The organism is Streptococcus sp. 1621 (assembly GCF_013276615.1).
In the GTDB taxonomy this organism is placed as follows: domain Bacteria; phylum Bacillota; class Bacilli; order Lactobacillales; family Streptococcaceae; genus Streptococcus.
Window position 1 is genome coordinate 38,227 of record NZ_VMLJ01000001.1, and the last position, 23,338, is coordinate 61,564.

The 23,338-nt window shown below is 38.9% G+C and carries 20 protein-coding genes; 1 reads left to right on the forward strand and 19 read right to left on the reverse strand.

Annotated features, from left to right (window positions below; all coding sequences use genetic code 11):
- Window positions 1-168 precede the first annotated feature (168 nt).
- Window positions 169-765, reverse strand: coding sequence for a recombination mediator RecR (recR, locus tag HT697_RS00155; protein ID WP_000966754.1), 597 nt, complete (start codon window positions 763-765; stop codon window positions 169-171).
- 10 nt (window positions 766-775) lie between these two features.
- The gene (gene pbp2b / locus HT697_RS00160; RefSeq protein ID WP_173261612.1) at window positions 776-2,833 is read right to left on the reverse strand and encodes a penicillin-binding protein 2B; all 2,058 of its coding nucleotides are present in this window, start codon (window positions 2,831-2,833) and stop codon (window positions 776-778) included.
- A gap of 296 nt (window positions 2,834-3,129) precedes the next feature.
- Between pbp2b and HT697_RS00165 the strand changes: the two genes are divergently transcribed.
- The gene (locus tag HT697_RS00165; protein WP_000360356.1) at window positions 3,130-3,981 is read left to right on the forward strand and encodes a MurR/RpiR family transcriptional regulator; all 852 of its coding nucleotides are present in this window, start codon (window positions 3,130-3,132) and stop codon (window positions 3,979-3,981) included.
- Between the two features lie 61 nt (window positions 3,982-4,042).
- Here HT697_RS00165 and HT697_RS00170 read toward each other — a convergent pair whose 3' ends face one another.
- The 17 genes from HT697_RS00170 to HT697_RS00250 form a co-directional block, all read right to left on the reverse strand.
- Window positions 4,043-4,393 carry a type II toxin-antitoxin system RelE/ParE family toxin gene (locus HT697_RS00170; RefSeq protein ID WP_000384863.1) on the reverse strand — a complete coding sequence of 117 codons (351 nt, stop codon included), beginning with the start codon at window positions 4,391-4,393 and terminating at the stop codon, window positions 4,043-4,045.
- Window positions 4,383-4,670, reverse strand: a complete 288-nt coding sequence (locus HT697_RS00175; protein WP_173261615.1) for a hypothetical protein — start codon at window positions 4,668-4,670, stop codon at window positions 4,383-4,385. The genes HT697_RS00170 and HT697_RS00175 overlap by 11 nt, the downstream gene beginning before the upstream one ends.
- Before the next feature lie 96 nt (window positions 4,671-4,766).
- A complete protein-coding gene (locus HT697_RS00180; RefSeq protein ID WP_173261618.1) occupies window positions 4,767-5,651 on the reverse strand; it encodes an ROK family protein in 885 nt (294 codons plus the stop codon).
- Between the two features lie 17 nt (window positions 5,652-5,668).
- A complete protein-coding gene (locus HT697_RS00185; protein WP_173225706.1) occupies window positions 5,669-6,586 on the reverse strand; it encodes a dihydrodipicolinate synthase family protein in 918 nt (305 codons plus the stop codon).
- A 173-nt stretch (window positions 6,587-6,759) separates the two neighbouring features.
- On the reverse strand, window positions 6,760-7,404 hold the full coding sequence (locus HT697_RS00190) for a YesL family protein (RefSeq protein WP_173261621.1): 645 nt from the start codon (window positions 7,402-7,404) through the stop codon (window positions 6,760-6,762).
- A 134-nt stretch (window positions 7,405-7,538) separates the two neighbouring features.
- A complete protein-coding gene (locus HT697_RS00195) occupies window positions 7,539-7,991 on the reverse strand; it encodes a YhcH/YjgK/YiaL family protein (RefSeq protein WP_000575436.1) in 453 nt (150 codons plus the stop codon).
- Window positions 7,992-8,218: 227 nt separating this feature from the next.
- Entirely contained in the window at window positions 8,219-9,058 is an 840-nt protein-coding gene (locus tag HT697_RS00200; protein WP_001192007.1) for a carbohydrate ABC transporter permease, read from the reverse strand.
- 15 nt (window positions 9,059-9,073) lie between these two features.
- On the reverse strand, window positions 9,074-9,940 hold the full coding sequence (locus HT697_RS00205; protein WP_162278974.1) for a sugar ABC transporter permease: 867 nt from the start codon (window positions 9,938-9,940) through the stop codon (window positions 9,074-9,076).
- Window positions 9,941-10,193: 253 nt separating this feature from the next.
- Entirely contained in the window at window positions 10,194-11,522 is a 1,329-nt protein-coding gene (locus HT697_RS00210) for an ABC transporter substrate-binding protein (RefSeq protein ID WP_173261624.1), read from the reverse strand.
- Between the two features lie 114 nt (window positions 11,523-11,636).
- The gene (locus tag HT697_RS00215) at window positions 11,637-12,335 is read right to left on the reverse strand and encodes an N-acetylmannosamine-6-phosphate 2-epimerase (RefSeq protein ID WP_049512393.1); all 699 of its coding nucleotides are present in this window, start codon (window positions 12,333-12,335) and stop codon (window positions 11,637-11,639) included.
- A 180-nt stretch (window positions 12,336-12,515) separates the two neighbouring features.
- Window positions 12,516-13,619 (reverse strand): Gfo/Idh/MocA family oxidoreductase, encoded by a 1,104-nt coding sequence (locus tag HT697_RS00220; protein WP_050073351.1) that lies wholly within the window; start codon window positions 13,617-13,619, stop codon window positions 12,516-12,518.
- A 239-nt stretch (window positions 13,620-13,858) separates the two neighbouring features.
- Window positions 13,859-14,692: a carbohydrate ABC transporter permease gene (locus HT697_RS00225; RefSeq protein WP_172925310.1), complete on the reverse strand. Its 834-nt coding sequence runs from the start codon at window positions 14,690-14,692 to the stop codon at window positions 13,859-13,861.
- Window positions 14,692-15,576, reverse strand: a complete 885-nt coding sequence (locus HT697_RS00230; protein WP_000237988.1) for an ABC transporter permease subunit — start codon at window positions 15,574-15,576, stop codon at window positions 14,692-14,694. The genes HT697_RS00225 and HT697_RS00230 overlap by 1 nt, the downstream gene beginning before the upstream one ends.
- 78 nt (window positions 15,577-15,654) lie before the next feature.
- Window positions 15,655-16,992 (reverse strand): sugar ABC transporter substrate-binding protein, encoded by a 1,338-nt coding sequence (locus tag HT697_RS00235; RefSeq protein WP_173261627.1) that lies wholly within the window; start codon window positions 16,990-16,992, stop codon window positions 15,655-15,657.
- 18 nt (window positions 16,993-17,010) lie between these two features.
- Window positions 17,011-17,463, reverse strand: coding sequence for a YhcH/YjgK/YiaL family protein (locus HT697_RS00240; protein WP_173261630.1), 453 nt, complete (start codon window positions 17,461-17,463; stop codon window positions 17,011-17,013).
- A gap of 996 nt (window positions 17,464-18,459) precedes the next feature.
- Complete coding sequence (locus tag HT697_RS00245) at window positions 18,460-19,359, reverse strand: Rpn family recombination-promoting nuclease/putative transposase (RefSeq protein WP_173218885.1); 900 nt, start codon at window positions 19,357-19,359, stop codon at window positions 18,460-18,462.
- Window positions 19,360-19,635: 276 nt separating this feature from the next.
- Window positions 19,636-23,202 (reverse strand): trypsin-like peptidase domain-containing protein, encoded by a 3,567-nt coding sequence (locus tag HT697_RS00250; protein ID WP_173261633.1) that lies wholly within the window; start codon window positions 23,200-23,202, stop codon window positions 19,636-19,638.
- Window positions 23,203-23,338: the final 136 nt, after the last annotated feature.

Below are 23,338 nucleotides of genomic sequence, written 5' to 3' on the forward strand. Positions count from 1 at the left end.
GTCCTAATTCTACTAGAATACTCGCTCTTTAGTATATCATATTTGCTTGTTTTTTTAAAACTTGAACCTGATCCTACTCATCACACTATACAAAAAGAGGCCGATATGAACGATTTTCAGCCTCCTTGATTTTTTATAAATGGATGAAGTTCGTAAATTTACCTACACTTACAACTCTGTCCGATTTTCAATGGCTCGTAAGAGTGTGACTTCGTCCGCATACTCGATATCTGCTCCCACAGCAAGGCCTCGTGCCAGACGCGTAACCTTAATCCCAGCTGGCTTGAGTAAGCGGGAAAGATACATGGAAGTCGCTTCCCCATCTGCTGTGGCATTGGTTGCTACGATGACCTCTGAAACTTCACTATCCATCAGACGAGTCATAAGGCTCTTGAGATTGATATCGTCTGGACTGATACCATTCATAGGAGAAATAAGGCCATGCAGGACATGATAGAGTCCATGGTATTCTTGGATATTTTCCATGGCCGCCACATCCCGACTATCCTCTAGCACCAAAATCGTTGTCTGGTCACGAGTTGGATCGGTACAGATAGAACAAGGATCGTCGTCTGTCAAACGTCCACAAATAGAACAGTAGGTCAGTTCTCTCTTAGCAGAAAGGAGATTTTTTGCAAATTCATTGACATCATCATCAGACATCCCAATCGTATAAAAGGCCAGACGCGTAGCCGTCTTAATCCCGATACCTGGTAACTTAGAATAACTGTCAATCAGCTTGGCAATGGGTGTTGGATAAAGCATAATTTCCTTTCTAGTTCATCGGATGGTATTTTTGATACAGATTGATAATGTCACGCGCAATGGAAGGTCCTACACCATTTGTTAGATTGGTATTATGAGGAAAGACTACTGCAACAGCGATTTGGGGATTATCAGATGGGGCATAGGCTACCGCATTGGTATTGGTTGCTTGCTGACCATCTGCCACATAGCTTTCGGCTGTACCCGTTTTTCCGCTAATGGATACCAAGGCACCATTTGAAAAGGCACGTCCAGTTGTCAATCCACTAGTCCCATGAGCAACCTGATAAAAACCTTGGTGCAAGACACTCATATCGGAGTCGGATATATTGACCTTATTCATCTCTGTCGGTTGCAGTTGCTGAATCAAGTCGCCCAGTCCTCCCTTATCATTATTTCCATAAATGCCTTCAACAATACGAGGAGCCACACGAACACCATCATTTGCAATAGTTGCTACATACTGAGCCAACTGCATCGGCGTATAGTTATCAAACTGCCCAAAGGCATTGGTGATGAAATTGGCAAAGTTATACTCTTTGGGAATAAATCCAGTAGATTCATATGGTAGGTCAATCCCGGTCGCAGACCCCAAGCCATATTCGCCAAAGGTTGAACGCAATTTCCCCATAGCAGACTCTAGATTGCTGGTTCCGACAAACATATTTGGTTGATAGGTTTGCCCCATAAGACCTAAGGCTGTTTGGACCATATAAGCATTGGATGAATACTCTAGAGCCTGAACCGCTGTAATCGGCATTGGCACAGAAAAGGCAGTATACCAAGAATTAATTGGAGCTGAACCTTGGAAGACAATGGACTGGTCTGTCAAGGTCTGGTTTCCTGACAAGACTCCATTTTCCCAACCTGAGCTGATGGTCGCCGCCTTGACAACCGAACCTGGAACAAAGACATTGGTTACCGTTCCCAAGGAATCAGGCGTCAACTCTCCCGTTTTCAAGTCCTGTTTAATCCCTGACATAGACAAAACAGCACCTGTTTTTGGGTTAAGGGCGACTGCATAGACACCTTCAGAATACTTGGCTCCACCATTTCCCAACTCTGAATTGAAATAACTTTTCAGCAAGGCATCCACGCTATCTTGAAAGGCCAAATCAATGGTCAGTTTAATATTATTCCCTTTGGTACCATCTTCGATATTTTCGACACTTTCCATATTACCGTACTTGTCTAGATGAATTTCCTTCACCGAGCGTTTACCTTGCAAGGTTTCCTCGTATTGCTTTTCTAGGTAAGAAGTCCCAACACGGTCATTTAGAGAGTAACCTTTTTTAAGATAAGCATCTGCTTCTTCTGCTGGGAGACCAGCTTTTTCACTCGATACACTACCTACTATAGAAGAAAGGGAAGTTTCCAAAACCTTTCGATCCCAAGAAGTAGAAATACTAATGCCAGGCATCTCCTTTGAAATAGAGGCAATAACAGCCACCTGAGAATCATTTAGAGGATCTGTCGCAATGGTTCCTGTCGCAAAGTTTCCAACAGCATTTAACTGACTAAAAAGATAGATTTCTTTCTTTTCATCCTCTGTATAGTTTAGTTGACTTGTTGGAACACTATCGACCGCATTGTTATACAGTTCTGATTCGGATAGGCGATTGCCATCTGAATCCAAGCGTTTCTCACTTGGGAGAGCTTCCACTGTTTTTTTATAGATTTCAGGATCAGCCAAATAGTAATCAGCCAGCTGGCGTTCTGTCAAATTTGGCGAACTGATGCTCACATAAGTCAGTAACTTTTTAGCTATTTCTTTTAAGTCTGTAGCCGTCATTTTATTGCTACGCGTAAAGGAAACAACCTGTTTTAACGTATTTTCTACCAAAGGTTTTCCACTAGCATCATAGATTTCCCCACGGGCAGAACTAGTTGTGACCTTGGTCTGACTAGCTGAGGCTAGCTTTTTTTCGTAAAAATCCTTGTTCAAAACCTGCATATACAACAAACGACCAATAATGGTCATAAAGAGCAAAATGACAATTGAAAACAATAAATTAAGCCGAATCGGAATCGAATGGCTGTTAAATTTTCTCATACAAATCAGTCTCATTTCTAATACTCAATGAAAATCAAAGAGCAAACTAGGAAGCTAGCCGCAGGCTGTACTTGAGTACGGCAAGGCGACGCTGACGCAGTTTGAATTGGATTTTCGAAGAGTATAATTAAAATCTTACTCTTAATTGTACCATAATTTGAGCAGAAAATTATGGAAAAGTAAGAAGCTTTTTTTCGTTTTTACAGTAAGATACGTTTTTATTTATTCCTCCCTATATTATGTGTTATAATTAGGTATGACTATTCCCTAATCTAGTCTTCCAGTATGACTCATGTAAAGGAGCCTTCCCTATGGACAAACCAGATATCGCAACTGTCATTGATTCACATTTTGAAGAAATGACAGACCTAGAGCAAGAAATCGCTCGCTATTTTTTGCAAGCTGAAACGATTACAGATGATTTATCTTCTCAACAAGTCACCCAAAAATTACATATTTCTCAAGCTGCTTTGACCCGCTTTGCTAAAAAGTGTGGCTTTACTGGCTACCGAGAATTCATTTTCCAATACCAACATGAGGCAGAAAATCAAACCAACCAAGTCTCCAAGCACAGTCCATTGACCAAACGAGTCCTCAGAAGTTATAGCAATATGAGGGAACAAACACAAGACTTAATTGACGAAATCCAACTAGAACGAATTGCCCAGCTAATCGAAGATGCTGAGCGTATCTACTTCTTCGGAACAGGGAGTTCTGGTCTTGTTGCCCGTGAAATGAAATTGCGGTTCATGCGTCTGGGTGTAGTCTGCGAGGCCTTGACCGATCAAGACGGCTTTGCCTGGACAACCAGTATTATGGATGAAAATTGTCTCGTACTTGGTTTCTCACTTTCTGGCACAACACCTTCTATTTTAGATAGTCTATTAGATGCCAAGGAGATGGGGGCAAAGACTGTACTCTTTACAAGTGTTCCCAATAAAGATAGCCAGACCTACACAGAGACTGTTCTTGTAGCCACCCACAGCCAGCCTTCCTACATCCAACGAATATCCGCTCAACTTCCTATGCTCTTCTTTATCGATTTGATTTATGCCTACTTTTTGGAAATCAATCGCGAAAGCAAGGAGAAAATCTTTAATAGCTACTGGGAAAATAAAAAACTCAACGGCTATCGTAGACAAAAACGTGTCAGAAAATCCTAGTTTGGCTGAGCCAAACTAGGATTTTTATTCATCACTAAACATACCTCTTCAAGATTATGAATCAGTCGTATCTTGACTTAGTCTTAAATAATTTCATGTAGTCACTTTTTGAAGGGAGTAAATAAGCAAGTCTGACAGTATCCTCAACAATTGTATATAATACGATGTAATCCTTACTCAAGGTCAATCCTCGCGTTTGGTAGTGAGGATCTAATTTCTTACCAAATTTTTCATCGGCATCAAATCCAGCTTGGGGGAAAATTTCTAGCCGATTAATATCTTTTCTGATACTCGCCACTTTTCGTCTCGCAGCCTCTACAGAACCGATTTCCTCCGCTATATACTGATATATTTTATCCAGACTATCAATCACTCTAGGAGAATACAAAATCCTATATTTTTTATAATCCATAGCGTTTCACGACATCCTCATCTGTCAAGTAATTTCCAGCCTCAATCTTGGCATAACTTTCTTGAACTTCTGCTTGCAATTGCCTAAACAAATACTCCTTCTCTAATTCCTCTTCACTAAGTAAATCTACTTCATTTGTTACGGCAACATTCTTTAAAAATAATCTGAGTGCCGATGAAAGAGAGAGATTTTGTTCTTTTAACACTTCCATGGCATCATTTACCAATTCTCTATTAGCTTGGAAGGTCACAATTTTATTTGAATTCGCTATAGCCATTTTATATAACTCCTTTATATATTTTATTTATTATCTCATAATTATAAAGAAAGTCAAGGGAACTTGATTAGAAAATCCTAGTTTGGCTGAGCCAAACTAGGATTGTTTTGTCTTAAAATGATAATATGCACCAAGCATCCCTGCTGTATTTTGGTGATGAGCAAATTCTAATCGTGTTTTTTCTGCTAAACTTGGTACCAAAGCATCTTTCAAAGCTTTTCGAATTTTAGGCTTGAGAATAGCTTCTTGCCCCATGATACCGCCACCGAGAATGACCACCTCTGGATTGGCAACGTAGCAAATATTTGCCAGACCTTTTCCTAGATAGTCAACCATACGGTCAATACCAGCCATGCAGAGTTTATTGCCTTCCGTAGCTTCCTTAAAGATACGACGACCATTCCACTGGTCAACTGGATCTCCATGAGCTGCTGCTACATACTCCACCAAGGCTGTCGTAGAGGCTAAGTCTTGGAAAGCTCCATCCTGCATATGCATATAACCAACTTCACAGGCTGAATTGCTAAATCCATGGAAGACTTTCCCATCCATAATCAAGCAACCACCAATACCTGTTCCAATGGTCAAGCAAAGGGTGACACTCGCTCCCTTGCCTGAACCAGATACCGCTTCAGCCAGACCTGCACAGTTGACGTCATTCTCAATTTCACAAGGAATAGTAAAGCTAGTCTCGATTTCCTTCTTGAACTGGGTTCCTGCATAATTTGGAATCTGAGGCCCAGCATAGAAAATCTCACCCTTATCTGGATCCACCATTCCTGCAGAAGAAATGGCAACACCTGCTACTGGGCCTTTTTCTAAATAGCTAGCTACAATATCTTTGGTTTTTTGTAAGATATGAGGTCCACCCTTATGCGCCTCTGTTGGCATTTCATGTGATTCAACAAGTTGGCCTTCTTGGTCGATTAAACCATATTTGATGTTGGTTCCACCAATATCAATTGCAACGTAGTGTGTCATAAATACCTCCTTATGGATTAGAGGAAGCGCTCCTTGGTTTCGCGAATCAAGGCTGCAGCTGCTTCTACAACTGGACGATCTTCTTCAGTCACTGGTGTCAATGGTGAACGAACAGAACCAATGTTCAGTCCTTCATTGAGCTTCAAGACCTCTTTGATGACACCGTACATATTTCCATGTGCAGCAGTCAATTTGCCAATGATTGCATTGATAGCATATTGCAATTCGCGCGCTGTTTCCAAATCTTTGTCAGCAATCAATTGGTTGAGTTTCAAGAAGAGTTCTGGCATAGCACCATATGTACCACCGATACCAGCTTTGGCACCCATGAGGCGACCACCTAGGAACTGTTCATCTGGACCGTTAAAGACGATATGGTCTTCCCCACCAAGGCTCACAAAGGTTTGGATATCTTGAACTGGCATAGAAGAGTTCTTCACACCGATAACACGAGGATTTTTCAACATTTCTGTGTAAAGGCTTGGAGTCAAAGCAACCCCTGCCAATTGAGGAATGTTGTAGATGACATAGTCTGTGTTTGGTGCTGCAGCACTAATGTCATTCCAGTATTTAGCAACTGAGTATTCTGGCAAGCGGAAATAAATTGGTGGAATCGTTGCAATAGCATCTACTCCCAAGCTTTCAGCATGGCGAGCAAGTTCCATACTATCTTTAGTATTATTGCAAGCAACATGGGCAATAATGGTCAATTTACCTTTGGCAACTGCCATGACTTCTTCCAAAATCAACTTGCGGTCTTCAACGCTTTGGTAGATACATTCACCAGAAGAACCATTGACATAAAGACCTTGAACACCTTTATCAATGAAGTATTGAACCAAGGCACGCGTACGCTCTGGACTTACTTCTCCTTGATCATCATAACATGCGTAGAAGGCTGGAATGACACCTTCATATTTTTTCAAATCTGACATAGATTTTCTCCTATTATTTTTATTTTCTGCTAAAGCAGATTCTTTCTTTACTTCTTTAGTATACACTTTACCGAAAAGGCTTTCAATATCTTATAGACACTTAGATTTTAGTTTCTCGCTTATAGAATAGCGTTTGGAGCGTTTGAAAGTAGTTTCAGAAATAATTGCACCCCTTACTCATACTTAGCAAATAGCTTTTCCATCACTCCCACTTGTAAAAAAGTAAGAAGTCCAAAACCAAAGAGAATAAAAGCTGATCCTCCCAATAGAAGGGTAAAGGCTGATAGATATAGAATCATCAAAATCAAAAAGATAATTACGATCATCAAGATAAACCAAGGAGCATTAAAACTAGCCAACATCAATCCTTTTTGAAGAATTTCTTTCCAAGATAGGTCATAACGTGCCGCAATAGGGTAACTAGCCAACATCACAATGGTAAGGAAAATCAAAATGCCTAGACAAATAGCTTTCAGCAATTGGAAGGGCAGAGCTGTTTGACCCCAGAAAAGATATAGATCTGAAAGAGTTAGAAATACAATTCCTAATTCTAACATCCCCAACTGAAAACCTAGTTTCAGATTTTGCCTGAAAACTCTTAGATAGGTTCTAAAAACTGGAACACGTCTGCTCTTCTTAACTTCGAACATGGTCTCGTAGAGGCTGATTTTAGCCACTCCAATCGTTACGATTGGCAAACAAGTTACTACAAAGAGAAGATTGACTGTTACAATATCTAAAACCTTCTCACTAATTCGCATTAGAAAATTATCTGTATCAAATGCAGCCTTGATGAGACTTCTTCCTTTTTGTGACATGTTTGCTCCCCCTATAATTTAATTTATATCACTTGCTAAATCATTCCGATTTAGCAAGTGATAAGATTCAACTCTTAAACTCAATTTTCAAAAGTGCTTAATAAGATAGTCATCAGCTATCTCTGCTGATCATTCTAATCAATTAAAATTTTAAACAAATACTTGCGAACTTGATCTTCCATACCTGCATAACCATTTGGTTGATGTGGCTCTCCTGGGAAGAAAATCGCAAAATTGTGATAACCCAACAAGAGTGGGTAGTGTTCATGACAATGGACAAAACCAATGTCACTTGCTTCGTCAAATGCTACTGCTTCATCTTTGATACGTGAACCGTAGCTCGAATATTCATGTCCTTCTACCAGCAAATGCAAGTCTGCATAGTTCTTGTGATGTTCAAACTGGTCATTTTCAGCTTTATTTAGGACATTTTCTTGAACAACTAGAAAGACCTTGTCACCATCAATATCATATTTTCCTAACTCGAATGAATCTTTACGATGTTCATAAAGATAATCAATTGCCTTGTCAAGATTGGGATGAATCCCTTTATAGAAGCTAATATTTTTCAAATCGTCAAAAATCATACTCTTTCCTTCGTTTCTGATAGTTAACTAAAACCATTCTTAAGTTGATAAGTGTCTGACAAAACTTCATAAAGTAACTGCATACCCTCCATTTTGTAGACACTTATAACTCTATATTCTCTTATACTCGATGAAAATTGAAGAACAAACTAGGAAGCTAACCGCAGGCAATACTTAAGTATGGCAAGGTGACGCTGACGTAGTTTGAATTCGATTTTCGCAGAGTATTATCCTTTGACCGCTCCCATAGTAATACCCTGTGTGAAGGATTTTTGGAAGACAAGGAAGACTGTTACGATTGGCACGGCTGCAAGGGCAGCTCCTGCCATAATCAAACCATAGTTGGTTGCCATTTCAGCCTGCATGGTCGCAACCCCAAGTGAAATAGTCAAATTGTTACGTGAAGTCAACATAACCAATTGCATGAAGTAGTCATTCCAAGTATTGATGAAGGTGAAGATTGCAAGAGCCGCAAACCCTGGTTTTACAATTGGGAAGGCTACGCTCCAGAAAGTACGAATCTCACCACAACCATCGATTTTAGCTGATTCAAGCAACTCTGTAGGGATATTTTCACTGAATTGTTTCATGAGGAAGACCCCAAATGGCCATCCAATCAAAGGCAAGATAACTGCCCAAAGAGTGTCATGAATCCCCATGAAGTTGACGATACGTACCAATGGTACAAGGACAACTTGTTTTGGAAGCGCCATGGCAGCGATAAAGATAGCAAATAGAATGCGTTGACCATAGAAACGTTTTTTAGCCAATACATAACCTGCTAGAGATGAGGTTGCACAGACTAAGAACATGGTTACCAGCGAGATAAACACAGAGTTCCACATCCACTGCAAGGCAGGGTTCTGCACCATGAGTTGTTGGAAGTTTTCCATGGTTGGCATTTTAGGGAACCACTGAGGAGGAATAACGATTGTATCAGGTTGTGATTTGAATGCCCCTGTCAAAATCCAGTAGAATGGAAAGATGAACAGCACAGTCAACAAGAGCAAAATGATTGTTGAAATAACAGTAAAGGCTGTTAATGGTTTTTTTTCTGTAGATTGCATAGCTGTCTCCTTTCTTTAGTATTCTACGTCGTTTCCGAGCGCCTTAAATTGAACAAAACTTACGATCGCAATCATGACTGCCAAGAAGACACCAATTGTGTTTGCATAACCATATTCTGTCAATTGGAAGGCTTTTTCGTACAGGTAGTACATCAAGGTACTTGTAGAGTAGTTTGGCCCACCAGATGTCAACAATTGAATCAAGGCGAAAACTTGGAAGGAGTTGATTGTCGTGATGATTGCGATATAAAGAGTTGTTGGAAGAAGGCTTGGCCATTTAATCTTCCAGAAAACTTGAAATTCAGTTGCACCGTCAACACGAGCTGCTTCAACCAATGAATTGTCAATATTCCCCATAGCTGCGATGTAGAGGATAATCGGTTGACCAACAGACGTTGTCAAGAGGATAATCATAATCGCCAGCAATGCCCAGTGCTTGTCGCCCAGCCATGAAATATTTTGAGTAATGATATGACTAGATTTCAAAACAAAGTTTAAGATACCTGATAGCGGATCATAAATCCATTTCCAAACAACTGTTACGGCAACACTACCTGTTACAACTGGAAGGAAGAAGACAAAACGGTAGAAAGATCTAGCAATAGCATTTTGATGGTAGGTCTGTGACGCTACAAAGAGCGAGAAGAGAACAACAATCGGTACAGAGCCAACAACCAAAATAACTGTGTTAATCAGAGATTTTGTAAAGACAGGATCTTTAAACATACGGACATAGTTATCTAAGCCCACAAATTCAAAACTAGTCATAGAGTAGTTAAAGAAACTTGTGATGAAGCCCATAATCATTGGTACTAAAACAAAGATAATAAAGAAGAACAACACTGGTGCTAGGAAAGCATAGGAAATCACTGTTTCCCTCATACGGATTTTATTGACTTTCACAGTCGGCACCTCTCTTTCAAATAGAATAATTTTTTGACTTTCTTGAACTGTTTTAAAATCAAAATGAAATTTTTTATGATTCGCTTATGTAAGAACTTCATTTTAATTTCGTGACAGTTCCTTACATTTTAAACAAAAGTCCCCCTTTTCTTACACTATCTGTGTAGAGGGAAAAGGGGGTATACACTCTTAGGTTCTTTAAAAAAACTACTTTTTATAGAATAACTAAGGACTATTGTTTCATAGCTTTTTTGATTGTTTCGTTCGCTTTTTCAGTGAAGGCTTTCAAAGCGTCCGCTGGTTTTTCGTCACCATTTGATACAGATTGCAACATTGGGAACCAAAGTGTTCTCATTTCAGCAAATCCATCAATAGTGTTGTAGTATGGTGAGTAGTATTGAGTCCAGCTGCTGATTGTTTCCATACGTTTGTCATCATAAAGTTTGCCAAATGATGTACGGACTGGGAAGGCACCTGTACGAACAACGTCTTTTGGACCCCATTCTTTGTCATCTGCGATAAATTGGATGAATTTCTTAGATGCAGCGACTTTCTTGTCGTCTTTGTTGTTGAATACTGCAAATCCGTTTACAAGGTATTCAAGAGCTGGCTTACCTTCGTCTGATGGGAATGGTACTTCTACCACTTCTACCTTACTTGCTTCTAAAAGTTTAGCTTGGATACCATTTTGAGCTGGTGCCCAAAGGATTGTGTAAGATGTTTGACCGTTGGCAAAGTTTTGGATATCTGCTCCACCGTCAAATTGTGAACCATTATTGAGCAAATTGTCTTTAATCCAGCTAGTTGCTTTTTCAAGACCTTTGACGAATTTAGGATCATCAGTTGTATATTTGCTAACTTTTTCATCTGTTACAGAACCGCTATAAAGGTTAGAGATAAAGGCACGTGTTCCTTGGTCTCCCCCTTGACCAGAACTGAACAATGAACCTGGTGTGTAACCCTTGTCTTTGAGTGCTTTCAATACTTTTTCAAAATCATCAGTTGTCCAACCTTCTTTTACAAGGTTTGCCACTCCAGCATCTTCTAACATTTTCTTGTTCATTGCCATGTAGAATGGGGCAGAACTAATTGGATACATGTAAGCCTTGTCTCCAGCTTTACTTGCTTGTACGATGTTTTCGTTATTGACATCTTTAACAAATTCATCTGTGAAAAGGTCGTTCAACTCAGCCAATTTACCGTTTTTACCGTATTGGATGATACGTCCTGGTGCATCAAAGAGTACGTCTGGAGCTGTTCCAGCTTCGATAGCTGTTGTGATTTTTTCAGGACCTGACTTGAAGTCGATGGTTTCCAATTTCACTTTTACATCTGGGTTTGCTTTTTCAAAAGCTTCGATGATTGATTTTTCATAAGTTCCAACACCGTCACCAGTTTTTTCTTGGGTAAATACTGGGAATGCCCACCAAGTGATTTCTGTTTTGGCACTGTCACCACCTGATTTGCCAGCATCTTTACTTCCGCCAGAATTGCCACAAGCAGCAAGACCAAGAACCGCAGCACTCGCAAGTACTGTACAAGCTAATTTTCTAAATTTCATTTGTATTCTCCTATGTAATAAGCGTATCCAACTTGGATAATAAGTTCTTTATTTCTTGTATGCGATTTCATTTCATCCTACTCATCCACCACTCTCCTCTTTTTTAAGATTGTGTTATTTGAGACCAGCAACGAAGCGTTCTGTAATCTCTTTTGGTCTAGTAATGGCGCCACCAACAACGATGCCTCGCACTCCATATTCAAGGATTTGTTTGGCTTGTTCTGGTGTATGAATTTTTCCTTCTGCAATGACATCTACACCTGCATCGCAGAGTTTTTTGATGAGTTCAAAATCTGGACCGTCTACTTTTGGACTGTAGGAGGTGTATCCTGACAAGGTTGTTCCGACAAAGTCAATTCCTGCTTCTACAGCTGCTAGTCCTTCTTCGAAGATACTAGTATCAGCCATCAAGAGCTGGTTAGGATATTTCTCCTTAACCTGACGAATGAACTCTTGAATTTCCAAACCATCGTAGCGTTCACGCTTGGTACAATCCAGAGCAATCACCTCGATGTCCAGTTCTGCCAATTCATCAACTTCTTTCATGGTAGCCGTGATGAAGGGTTCTTGTGGCGGATAATCTCGTTTGATTATCCCAATAATCGGAAGTTTGGTGACTTCCTTGATTTCCTTAATATCGCGAACACTATTGGCTCGGATACCGACTGCTCCACCTTGCTCAGCCGCTTTGACCAGCAAGGGAATCACCCCTCCCGCTTCTGTATAAAGCGGTTCATGAGGAAGAGCCTGACAAGAAACGATGATTCCATCTTTGATTTGCTCAATCAAAGCTTCTTTGCTAATCTGTGGCATCCTCTTTCCTCCTTTTCCTTTTTTCTTTGTTTCTATGAGATTATTATACCTTAAAAATAAAACGCTTTCAAGAGTTTGTAGTATAATAGATTTCAGTTTCAAAAACTAGCCAAGTCAAACAGCTCCTCTAAAAGTACTTTCAGAGGAGCAAGTCAACCTATAATAGGAGAATACCAAAATTTAGTTTACAATTTCTGACAATTTTACTTTGCGATCTTCAAACATAGACTGGGTACAAGCATCTGCAGTGGCAATTGCTTCTAGTGCAGCTTCACCTGTCAAAAGTTTTGCAAATTCTTCTGATACTGGAGCTCCTTGCATAATCTCATGCAGATAGCGCATTTCTTTATCAATCACAGATGATAGCCATAATGGAGTACGTTTACCTGGTTTACCATAAGCAATTGCTCCGTCCATCTCTGTACTATGATAGATACGAGTACGATCATCATCTTCTTCTTGTGATTCATGAATCAAGAAATAACTTTCTTGTCCATCTAGCTTAAGAGTTCCTTTACAGTTGAATAAGTCTAAGCGGATAGCACCTTTGGTTCCTTGGATTAAGACATAATGTTCACCCCAACGATAAGCTGAACCCCATTCTAACAAAGCAAATCGCTTATTAGAAAATTCCATATTGACAAAAATCATATCATCTTCATCACCGAAATGTTCACCTTCATGGGCCACATTTCCACCTGTCATGGTTACAGTTTCAGGCATGCCACCCATAAGGAATTGAACACAATCCAACTCATGGATGTGGTGATACAAGTGACCACCTGATTTTTCACGAATTTTTTTCCATGATACTGACGGTTGTTGTTCTTCCCAACCATTACGAGCTGTGTGACAATATAGAACGTCTCCGATGACTCCTTGATTAATGAGTTCTTTTGCATGATGGACACCATTAAAGAAGTTCATAATATGTCCTGCCATAAAGGTTACATTGTTTTCTTTGCATGCATCTACCATCTCGCGACAATCTTGATAAGAAAGCGCAATTGGTTTTTCACAGAAAACATTTTTACCATGTTGTGCAGCCTTAATAACCGGTTCCTTATGAAGATTATTTGGAGTTGCGACGATAACACAATCTACTTCATCGCTAGAAACCAACTCATCTAAGGAACTTGCTACTTTTGCTCCCAATTCTTCTGCAATTGCCTCTGCATTATCTGGATCATAGAGAAGAGTAATCTCTGCTCCATCATTCTTTTGCATATAGCGAGCCAATTCAGCTCCAAAATATCCTGTTCCAACAACACCGTATTTAACCATGTTTTTTCTCCTTTATTATTGAATAAACTTTCTAATTTTAACTTATACTCTTCGAAAATCTCTTCAAACCTCGTCAACGTCGCCTCACTGTGCGTATGGTTACTGACTTCGTCAGCTTCATCTACAACCTCAAAAACATGTTTTGAGCTGACTTCGTCAGTTTTATCTGCAACCTTAAAGCTGTACTTTGAGCGGCCTGCGGCTAGTTTCCTAGTTTGCTCTTTGATTTTCATTGAGTATTACTTCACAGATCCCTCTGATAATCCACTTGCAATTTTATTTTGGATGATAGAGAAGAAAATGATTGATGGAAGAACTACAATAACAGATGCTGCCATCATATCTCCCCAGTCTAAGATTTCTGAACCATTAAGTGAACGAAGGGCTACTGCTACTGTCATCTTTCCTGTATTGTTAATCAAAATCAAAGCATACAGGAATTCATTCCAAGCATTGATAAATGTATAAATAGCTGTTGCTACAATACCTGGTGCTACAATCGGTAGCACAACTTTATAAAACGTAACAAATTTATTTGCACCATCAATTCGAGCTGCTTCTTCAATTCCAATTGGAACTGTTTGGAAAAATCCAACTAAGAGCCAAACTGCATATGGAACACTAAAAGATAGATAAACCATCATCAAGCCAAATAAACTATTTGTTAACCCAACTTTAGCAATGGCAATTGAATAGGGAATTGCTAACAGAATTGGTGGGAAAATGTAGGTAATGACGAGTAATCTTGACATGATTGCTCCCAATTTAGGGAAGAATCGAACAATACCATAGGCTGCCATAGCAGAAATAATAATCGCAATAACGGTTGTAGCTAAGGCAATGATTAAACTGTTTCGAATGTTATCAATAAAGTGCAAATCGTTGATAACATGAGTGAAATAATCTAATGTAAATTGTTCAGGCCAAAATCGTGTTGGATACTGAGTTAATTCCCCTTTACCCTTGACAGAAGATATGATAATCCATACCAATGGGAAAATTGCAACAATAGTCGCACCAATCAAGAGTACATGTGAGAGAACATCTAAATAAATACCGGATTTCTTCTTCATTATTTTCTACCCTCCTTTTCCCACTTACTGATGATAGCAAAGTAGATAAAGCAAATCGCCACCAAGAAGATAAAGAGCAATACTGTAACTGCTGAAGCACGACCCAACAATTTAGTTCCCCAACCTAGGTTGTAGGCAAAAATTGGAAGCGTCGTTGTAGCATTGGCTGGTCCACCACCTGTAATTAGGTAGATAATGTCAAAGTTATTAAAGATCCATACAGTTCTCAAAACAACTAGAAGTCCTACAACCACTTTAATATGTGGAAAGACGATAAACTTGAACACCTGCCAACTTGAAGCACCATCTATCTTAGCAGCCTCAAATTGTTCTTCTGGTACTGTTTGCAAAGCTGAAAGTACATTAACCATAATCATCGGCGCTCCAAACCAAATGTTGATAAACACCAAACATAGGAATGCCCATGTACTATCTGTCAAAAATGCAGGTGTATGTTCCATTAAACCTAATTTTACGATTAGATTAGGTAAGTAGCCATAAACCCCGTTTAGAATCCACTGCCAAGAAAAGGCAATAACGATGGTAGGAAATGCCCAAGGAACAATCAATAAGGTCCTATATAATTTCTTGAAGTGGCGTACTCTGTGAAGAGCTAAAGCCAATACAAACCCTACTAAAACTTGACCAACTAATGAGAAAACGGTCCACTTAATTGAATTAAAGAACGCATTAAAGAAGTTGGGATCTGATAGCACAGCTTTATAGTTAGCTAAACCAACAAATTTGTAATTGGGCATAATCAAATGCTTATTGGTAAAGCTATAAAAAATACTCGAGAAAAACGGATAAACAAAGAGTAATCCTACGATAATCATAGCTGGCAAAACAAATATCCAGCGAGTTAAATTACGTTCTTTAACCATTCTCCTTCTCCCTTCTTTTACAAGATTGGGCTAGGGCTTTTCAGCTCACTAGCCCACCTATTTTCTAGTCTTTTACACCTACTGAACAGCCTCAAATAAATCGTTTAATTGTTTTTCTGCTTCTTTTGCTGCTTTCATAGGATCTGTTCCATTTGTAATGATATCTTGGAACATCTGTTCAATAATGTGTTGGTTAGTCAACATACCAGCTTGTACACTTGGTCCATTTTCATAACCAATAGCAGTACCTTTTTTAACAGCTTCAGTAATCACTTCTTCAGCATGTTTAAATTTCTTACGAGTTTCATTTTCTTTATAGGCTGCAGAATCGCTAATCCCCTTAATAGTTGGCAACATACCTACTGGAGTTGAATCAAGGAATTTAACGTAGTCTTCTTCATTATAAAGTGATTCTAAGAATGCTTTAGCAACTTCTGGATATTTTGAATTTTTCCAAACAACCATTGGAATGTTTGAGGTTTCAATTCCTTGATCTCTATCAGACTCTTTGATTTTTGGAATAGGATAAGCATCAATCGAATCAATCAATTGAGGACTGTTGGCATTGATTCCTCCAATATGGAAGCCAGAGTTAAAGTCAAATGCTGTTTTTCCTTGATAGAACAAGGTAGCTTGTTGAAGGACATTAAAGTTCAAAGAATCTTGAGGTGAAATTTCTTTATACATTTTAACCCAGTATTTAATACCATCTTGAGCAAGTTGACTTGTCAAATCTGCTTTAAGATCTTTTGTTAAGAGGCTTCCTCCACCACTACGTACGTAGAAGTTCAAGAAACGTGTTGCCATTAAGTCATTTGTTCCGAACGGAACAGACAATCCATAAACTCCAGCTTCTTTCAATTTTTTAGAAGCTTCATAGAGTTGATCCCAAGTTTTAGGAACCTCAATGTTATGTTCTTTTAACAAATCAGTTCTAACCCACATAACTTGTGCATGTGAATAAAGAGGAACAGAGTAGTAATCATCTCCGATTTTTGCTTCATTTAAGGCAGTTTCGTTAAATTTATCCTGTCCAATACGCTTGATAGAATCATTTAGCGGAACCAAAGCATCTGAGTTGACCATTTCCATTACTTGGTTAGGAAGAGCTGTACTGATATCTGGCACATTCCCATTTGCTAAACCTGTAGTCCATTTAGTATAGAAGTCATTCCAAGAGAATGTTTCAATCTTAATTTTCGTTTTCGGATGCTTTTGCATGAAAGCATCTGCTGATTTTTGAATACTTTCTAAACGCGGTCCTTGAGTAAAGGAGTGCCACATTGTAATCTCACCAGATAATTCTGTCGGTGGTTCAGTGTCAGCTGTATTTTCTTTCTTTCCTGAACAAGCTACCAAGGCAACGGCTGCTAGCGCAATTCCGGCTAGACATAAAAACTTTCTCATTTTTTTCATGGTTCTTCCCTTTCTACATTAAGAAATCGCAACTTTAAAGACAACTTTTTTCACAGGTTCATCATTTATACGAACCTTGGGTTGATGTAAATCTTCTGGAAAAGTGATGAGACATTCGCCAGCTCTCAAATGAACCAACTGTTCCACTTTCCCTGTGTATAATTCAATATCCTTCTCTTCATCATACTCTTGGGTAACGCTTACATTTTCCAGCGACGTAACAGCCATGGCTTCTTCGTTTTCCAAAACTAAATGAATATCCAAATATTTTTGGTGTGTTTCAAAGAAAGCCCCTGCTTGACCATCTGCTAGATAAGTAAAGCAATTCCCAAACAATCGATTACCATCGATAGCAATCGGACCTTCTGTTAAATTTTCTAGTCCTGTTTTTTCTAGAAAATCTATCAATGTTGCAAAATGTGGATTTACTCCCACATAAGTTCCTAAACGGCTAATTTTTGTAATAATCATCTCTTTTTAACCTCCTTTCTCAATCTATTTTTCCTATCCAAGTTCCCCATTCTTCTGTCTAGCATTTTCTACTAGAAGGACATAAAAACACTACTCTCTAGCCTATACTCTTTGAAAATCTCTTCAAACCACAGTCGCTTCACCTTGGATTATATAGGTCAGTCTTATCTACAACCTCAAAGCGGTGTTTTGGGCAATCTGCTACTAGCTTGCTAGTTTCTTCTTTGATTTTCATTAAGTATCTCCTCAATCTTCACAAGGAGGTCTGATTTTTCTAGCGACAAACAGAATAAATAAGTTAGTTCAATTAGCTACCTTCCTTATAGATGAAATTGATATTCATGAAGGAAGTCGCCCTTTATTTTTTGCAAAAGATACTAGTATGAATCTATTTGGGGACTTGAATTTATAAGTTGGTCACTTCGTTTTTCTAAAATAATTCTAATCTATTATTCTAGCACTAATAGACTCTTTGGCTAAATCTCCTTTCTACATCTCGTTTCACCAAGAACTTTTAAGAGAGAAATACTCTAAATTAGTTTTGTTACCGTTTTCAATTAGAGTATACTTTTTTTTTTTAGTATTTCAAGTCTTTTTCTAATTTGGAATTTAGTTTCAAATCTTTTTAACTATATCAACTACATTAAAAGTACTTTCAAAAATAAGTAGGTTTCTTGCAAGACCTGTTTCGAGTGGACAAGATAAGAAACAAGAAAGTCAATTTTAGGAGAAAATGAAGGAAATAATCTTGTGATATAACAGTATAATATGAAAATTGAGCAAATTGATTGGCAAATTCAAACCAATTTCTAATAATGATTTAAGAAGTGTAGTGTCCTAATATAGATTCAATGCACTATAAAACGCATAGTATCAAGTTTTCTTAATCCCCTGATACTATGCGTGTTTGTATTTTTTAAGATTTTGTGCCTAGAGTTTTTTAATTCCAAGAATGCCATCTTAACCAGATGGTTTTCTTGTCTATTATTGCTGATCTTACAACAACGCCTCAAACTCAGATACTGACATACCCAACTGCTGACTGGCAACCTCGGAAGTCAGAAGTCCTTGGCGAACCATATCCAGAAAGGCAAAAAGTTTTCCACGTTCAAGTCCTTCTGCCCGACCTCTCTCCAACCCTTTTTCTTCAGCTTGTTCCAAGGCATAGTCCTGTGCTAACAAGGCTTGTTCTTCTCGCATACGTAGTTGACTAAACATTTTCCTGTCCTCCTCGGACCAGCTCTTGTAGTCCAGCAGTTGATCTGCTTGGCTGATGGCTCGCTCGGGGCGCTGGGTAAAGGGTTTGTTCCCAAAAAACTCCAACCACGGTTTGCGAATGCTATCTTTGCTGGTTTCTCTGTATTTTTTTAATTCCAAGAATGCCATCTTGACTAGATGGTTTGCTTGACCGTTATTTGTGATGGTTAAGACCTCACCTGTCGTATCCTCGCGCATGCTAAAGCTATGAAAAGCTAAGTCATCTTGAAAATAATTACTGTCCACGATAGCGATAGCGTATACTGGTGCGATATGCTTGTAACTCTGGTGGGTATCACCTTCTCGTTGACGAATTTTTTCGAGATTTTGATTGACCTGACTACACAAGTAAGCCCACAGGCGATTGATGAAAAAATTCTGATGATGTACCTGAATCTCAATAATAACTTGTGTCCCATTGTCTAACTCTGCCAAGACGTCTATACTGGTATAGAAATCCTGTGCCGAGTAGGGTAGGGAAGGCAAAACGTGAATATTGCTTCCCTCTAAAATGGTTACATTTTTGGCTGGCAAGTCCAGCATATCGCGAATAAATTGACAAGTGATTTCTGGGTTGCTGAAAATTTTCTTAGCAACCAAGTCATTGGTCGGGCTAATGCCCGGATGTCTTAGAATCATCCTTTTCCTCCTTCTATTATACCATAGTTTTAAATCTAATTTTGCTAGATTCTATGGTTCTATCTATTTATTCGGAAAAGAAGTGAGAAAGTTAAAAACTATTGACCCTAATCACTTGCAAAGAGATATATCTTGCTCATATTATTTATTAAAGACTCTATTTTACAAAAAAGATTACAAAATCAACCGTTTTAGAGAACTCTTACCACTTCCTAGACTATGAATTCTAGTGTTTTTATACTCCTAGCTTTCTCGTCAATATGCCATAAAGCAAGTTCAGTTGATCCATTCCCCATACTCGTTCACTCTATAGCCGTCTGGTGTTACCGAATTGAAAAGTAGTTTACCCAAAGCATCAATATAGTACCACTTTCCTTTATAATAAATCCATGTATTGGATTCCATGCGACCAGATGATCCTAAGTAGTACCACGCGCCACTTGAATCTTGGAACCAGCCTATCTCCATCCTACCATTATCATTGAGATAATACCAATTACCGTCTGTATCCTCTAGCCAACCAGTTTGCATGGTTCCATTCGTATCAAAATAATACCATACATCATTTTCTTTCATCCAACCTGTCCGTTCTTTCCCATCGGAATTTCTAAAATACCACTGATTATTTATCTTATGCCATCCTCTTTGTTGATTATATGTAATAACAGAATGTTCAACAGTAGAAAGTGACCTGTTATCCGCTTCAACGCCAAAAACAGCTGTTAACGATGAAGAACCTGTCCCGTTCGTTGTGAATTGAGCAGTGGTTTCTGGGCTAGATAATCTTTCCTGTTTTGATGGAGTATTTATTTTACTCTCATCTCGGTGCCCTTCTACTGTCAATTTTTCTCCACCTGTAACTTTAGCCACAAAGTCTGGAACTTTCACTCTTTCAGGGACTAGTTCTTTTGAAGATACTATAGACTTCCCAAGGTCTCCTTGTGTTTTTTCTCCTGATACTAAAACCTCTGATTCTGAAAATCCCTCACTAAACACAGGCAACTCTTCTCTAGTCGGCGCATCTTTTGGAACTAGAGACTCTACTTTATCTGGAGATACCACTTCCTTCACACCCTTACGAACCACACGCTCTCTCATAGGTGTAACCTCGACTGTACGAGAATTTTCAACAACCTTTCCGTCAGGTAAGACCTTATAAGTAACCGTAGTGACTTCTTTACCTACAGAACCTTCAGAAAGAACCTCCGTTTTCCCTTTCTCTAATTCTGTGGAATCTTCAAAACGTTCTGTAATTGGAACTTCTTTTGTACTGCTATTTTGCTTAATACCTAATGTAATGACTTGAGACTGAGGTGCTACTTTCTCCTCAAAAATCTTAGAGAATATCGCTCCTGTATACTTATCTACTTGGTAAGTTGTAGTGCGAGTAACTAGACCTTCTTTACCCTCTACAATTGAACGGAAACCAAGCTCTTTTGTTTCATCTCCTTGGTAAAGAGTATCAAAAGCAATCGATTCTTTTTCTACCTTTGGTTGAGTTCCTTTATACACTACTCGATAAATAAGTGGAACACCTTCTTTTTCACCCTTAGTATCCTCTGTACGCTCTTTTCCAACCTCAAGGGTACTATCACCTTCGTAAGTGGTAATAACCTCTGTTTTCGGCTCCTCTTGCGGTTTAAAAGAGGTACTTGTTTTATCTTTGTCAGACTCCAAGTTTGATGTACTTGGTTTTTCGTCTTTTGGAGTTGAAGGAAGTTTATCCTTATCCTTCTCATCCACCAAAACTTCATCTTTTACATAAACAGGATCTTTTGGTTGACCCTCAATATAGGAACGAACCCAATCCAGCTGCTCTTTTGATAAGACTAACCCACCACTGCGGCTTCCTACAACACCGTTTTGGTGAACTCCGATTAAAGCGCCTTTGTCATTATAAAGACCGCCACCAGACGCTCCGGGTTTTGTCCCTTCATAACTGATACCCTCAATACCTGAGCCAAAATCAGTAGTACCTACAACCTCACTGTCTAAAACAGGAGATAAACGACCGTCCGGGAAACCATAAACCGACACTTTTTCACCTTTAGCAACAGAAGTTGACTCAGATACCACCTCTACAGGAGATACCGCTTTGAACTTTTCTTTCAACCGAACCAAAGCTAAGTCATTTTTAAATCCAAATACTGAATCTTTCTTATTCCAATAAACAATATCATCATCTGAAAAGTTCATAGAATCACCGTTTGGTAAAGTTACTTTATACACTGTATTGGTGCGACCAGATTTCGTAACGACCTCAGAACCTTTAACTGTTAAGAAATTATGAGCTACTGTTAGCACCAAATTTGGTGCAATTAAAGTACCTGACCCCGACCCATCTGGCGTTTGAATATGCGTTGTAGCATAGAAGTTTTCTGAACCATTCGGAGCTTGTAATACCTCTTTACTAGGCACAGGTAAGTTGGACTTACCACTCAAATCAACCTTACCAACTTCAGTTCTTGCGAAATCAGAAGACGAAGTAGATGAAGGATTTACTGAGTCAACAACAGCTTTTATAATTGTATTACCTAAAGCTAACTTACTGACATACTCATCAGACCAACTAGTATCACTTGCTAATTTGTTGACAGAAACTCCATTGTAAGATACAACTTTAGCTGTTGGGGAAGTTGCTATTAACTGTTTGAAGTCCGAATTTTGTCTTAAATGAAAATTCAAGCCACTTCCAACAGGACCTTCCTGAACAACCTTATCTGAAATCAAAGGAGTTCCTTTAGTATCTTCCACTCGAAGTAAAACGCGACCTTTTTCTTCACCTTTTACTAAAGTCGCTCGACCTTTTTCATCAAAGTGATAAACAGCACCGTCAATTTCAGACTCTACATCTTTTAAAGCTCTGTGATTTTCGTCATAGTAGTAACGAGTTGAACCATCTACAAACCAACCTGTTATCCCATATTGGTCAATCATAGAACGAATCCAAGCTCTGTGCTTGTCCGTAAAAATAGTACCACCACCACTACGCTCACTTTCTTGAGCGTTTGGAGTATTTGTCCCATGTTGGTGGATACCGACTACCTCTCCCTTATCATTAAACAAAGGAGCGCCTGAAAAACCACCTAAAGCTGAGGAATGATAAGTGACTGCACCACTCTCTTTATTGATACTGCTCACAGTTGTTGAGACTGAATAAGCCTTGCCATCTTGTAACCTCTTCTTGTTTTCTTCACTTAAATTTGGAGTCGAAAAATCATTGGGATAGCCTACCATAGTGATTTTATCACCCGTAGAGACCTCTTTATCACTTAACTCTCTTGGGGAGTCTTCTCCCCCTGTCATAGCTTCTACAGGCTTTTTAGTTACCACTACTGCTAAATCATTGCTATAGTCTTTACCAAAGTCTTTGCCGTTATACAAGTGAATAGAGTCTTTTTCAAGAGACTCAGATACCCCTGAAGTAGGTACTTTATTGCTTTTCTCCTTTTCCGAGTTCATTACAACATAACTACGAGCAGACTCCCCACCACGTAATACCGCAGACTTATCTTCTTGGTTTTTATCATAGTAGTTATGAGCTACTGTTACCATCACATTTGGTGCAACAAATACCCCACTGCCAGACGCGGTTTGTTTTCCACTTGTTCCGCTATCATAAGTAGTATAAGTCATAGCAACACCTTCCGCAGATTTACTATGAACGTCCACATCTTTTATATCATCGCCACCTTGAATGACGTCAGCATACACTGTTCTTCCTCCAACAACTGGTAAATCAGGAATCGACAATCCAATCATACTCACCAATGCCAGACATCCCACCAATCCATAAGCTTTTGACTTACGAAATTTTCCTAAACCTTTTAAATATACAAACATATATTACCTCACTTTAGTTTCTAATACTTATTTATCCAGATATAATAGCTTACAATATTTTAAAATCTTCAAATAAGTTATGATTGTTCCATACTCTTCAAACCAGGCCATCTTCGTCTTGCCGTAGGTATATGAT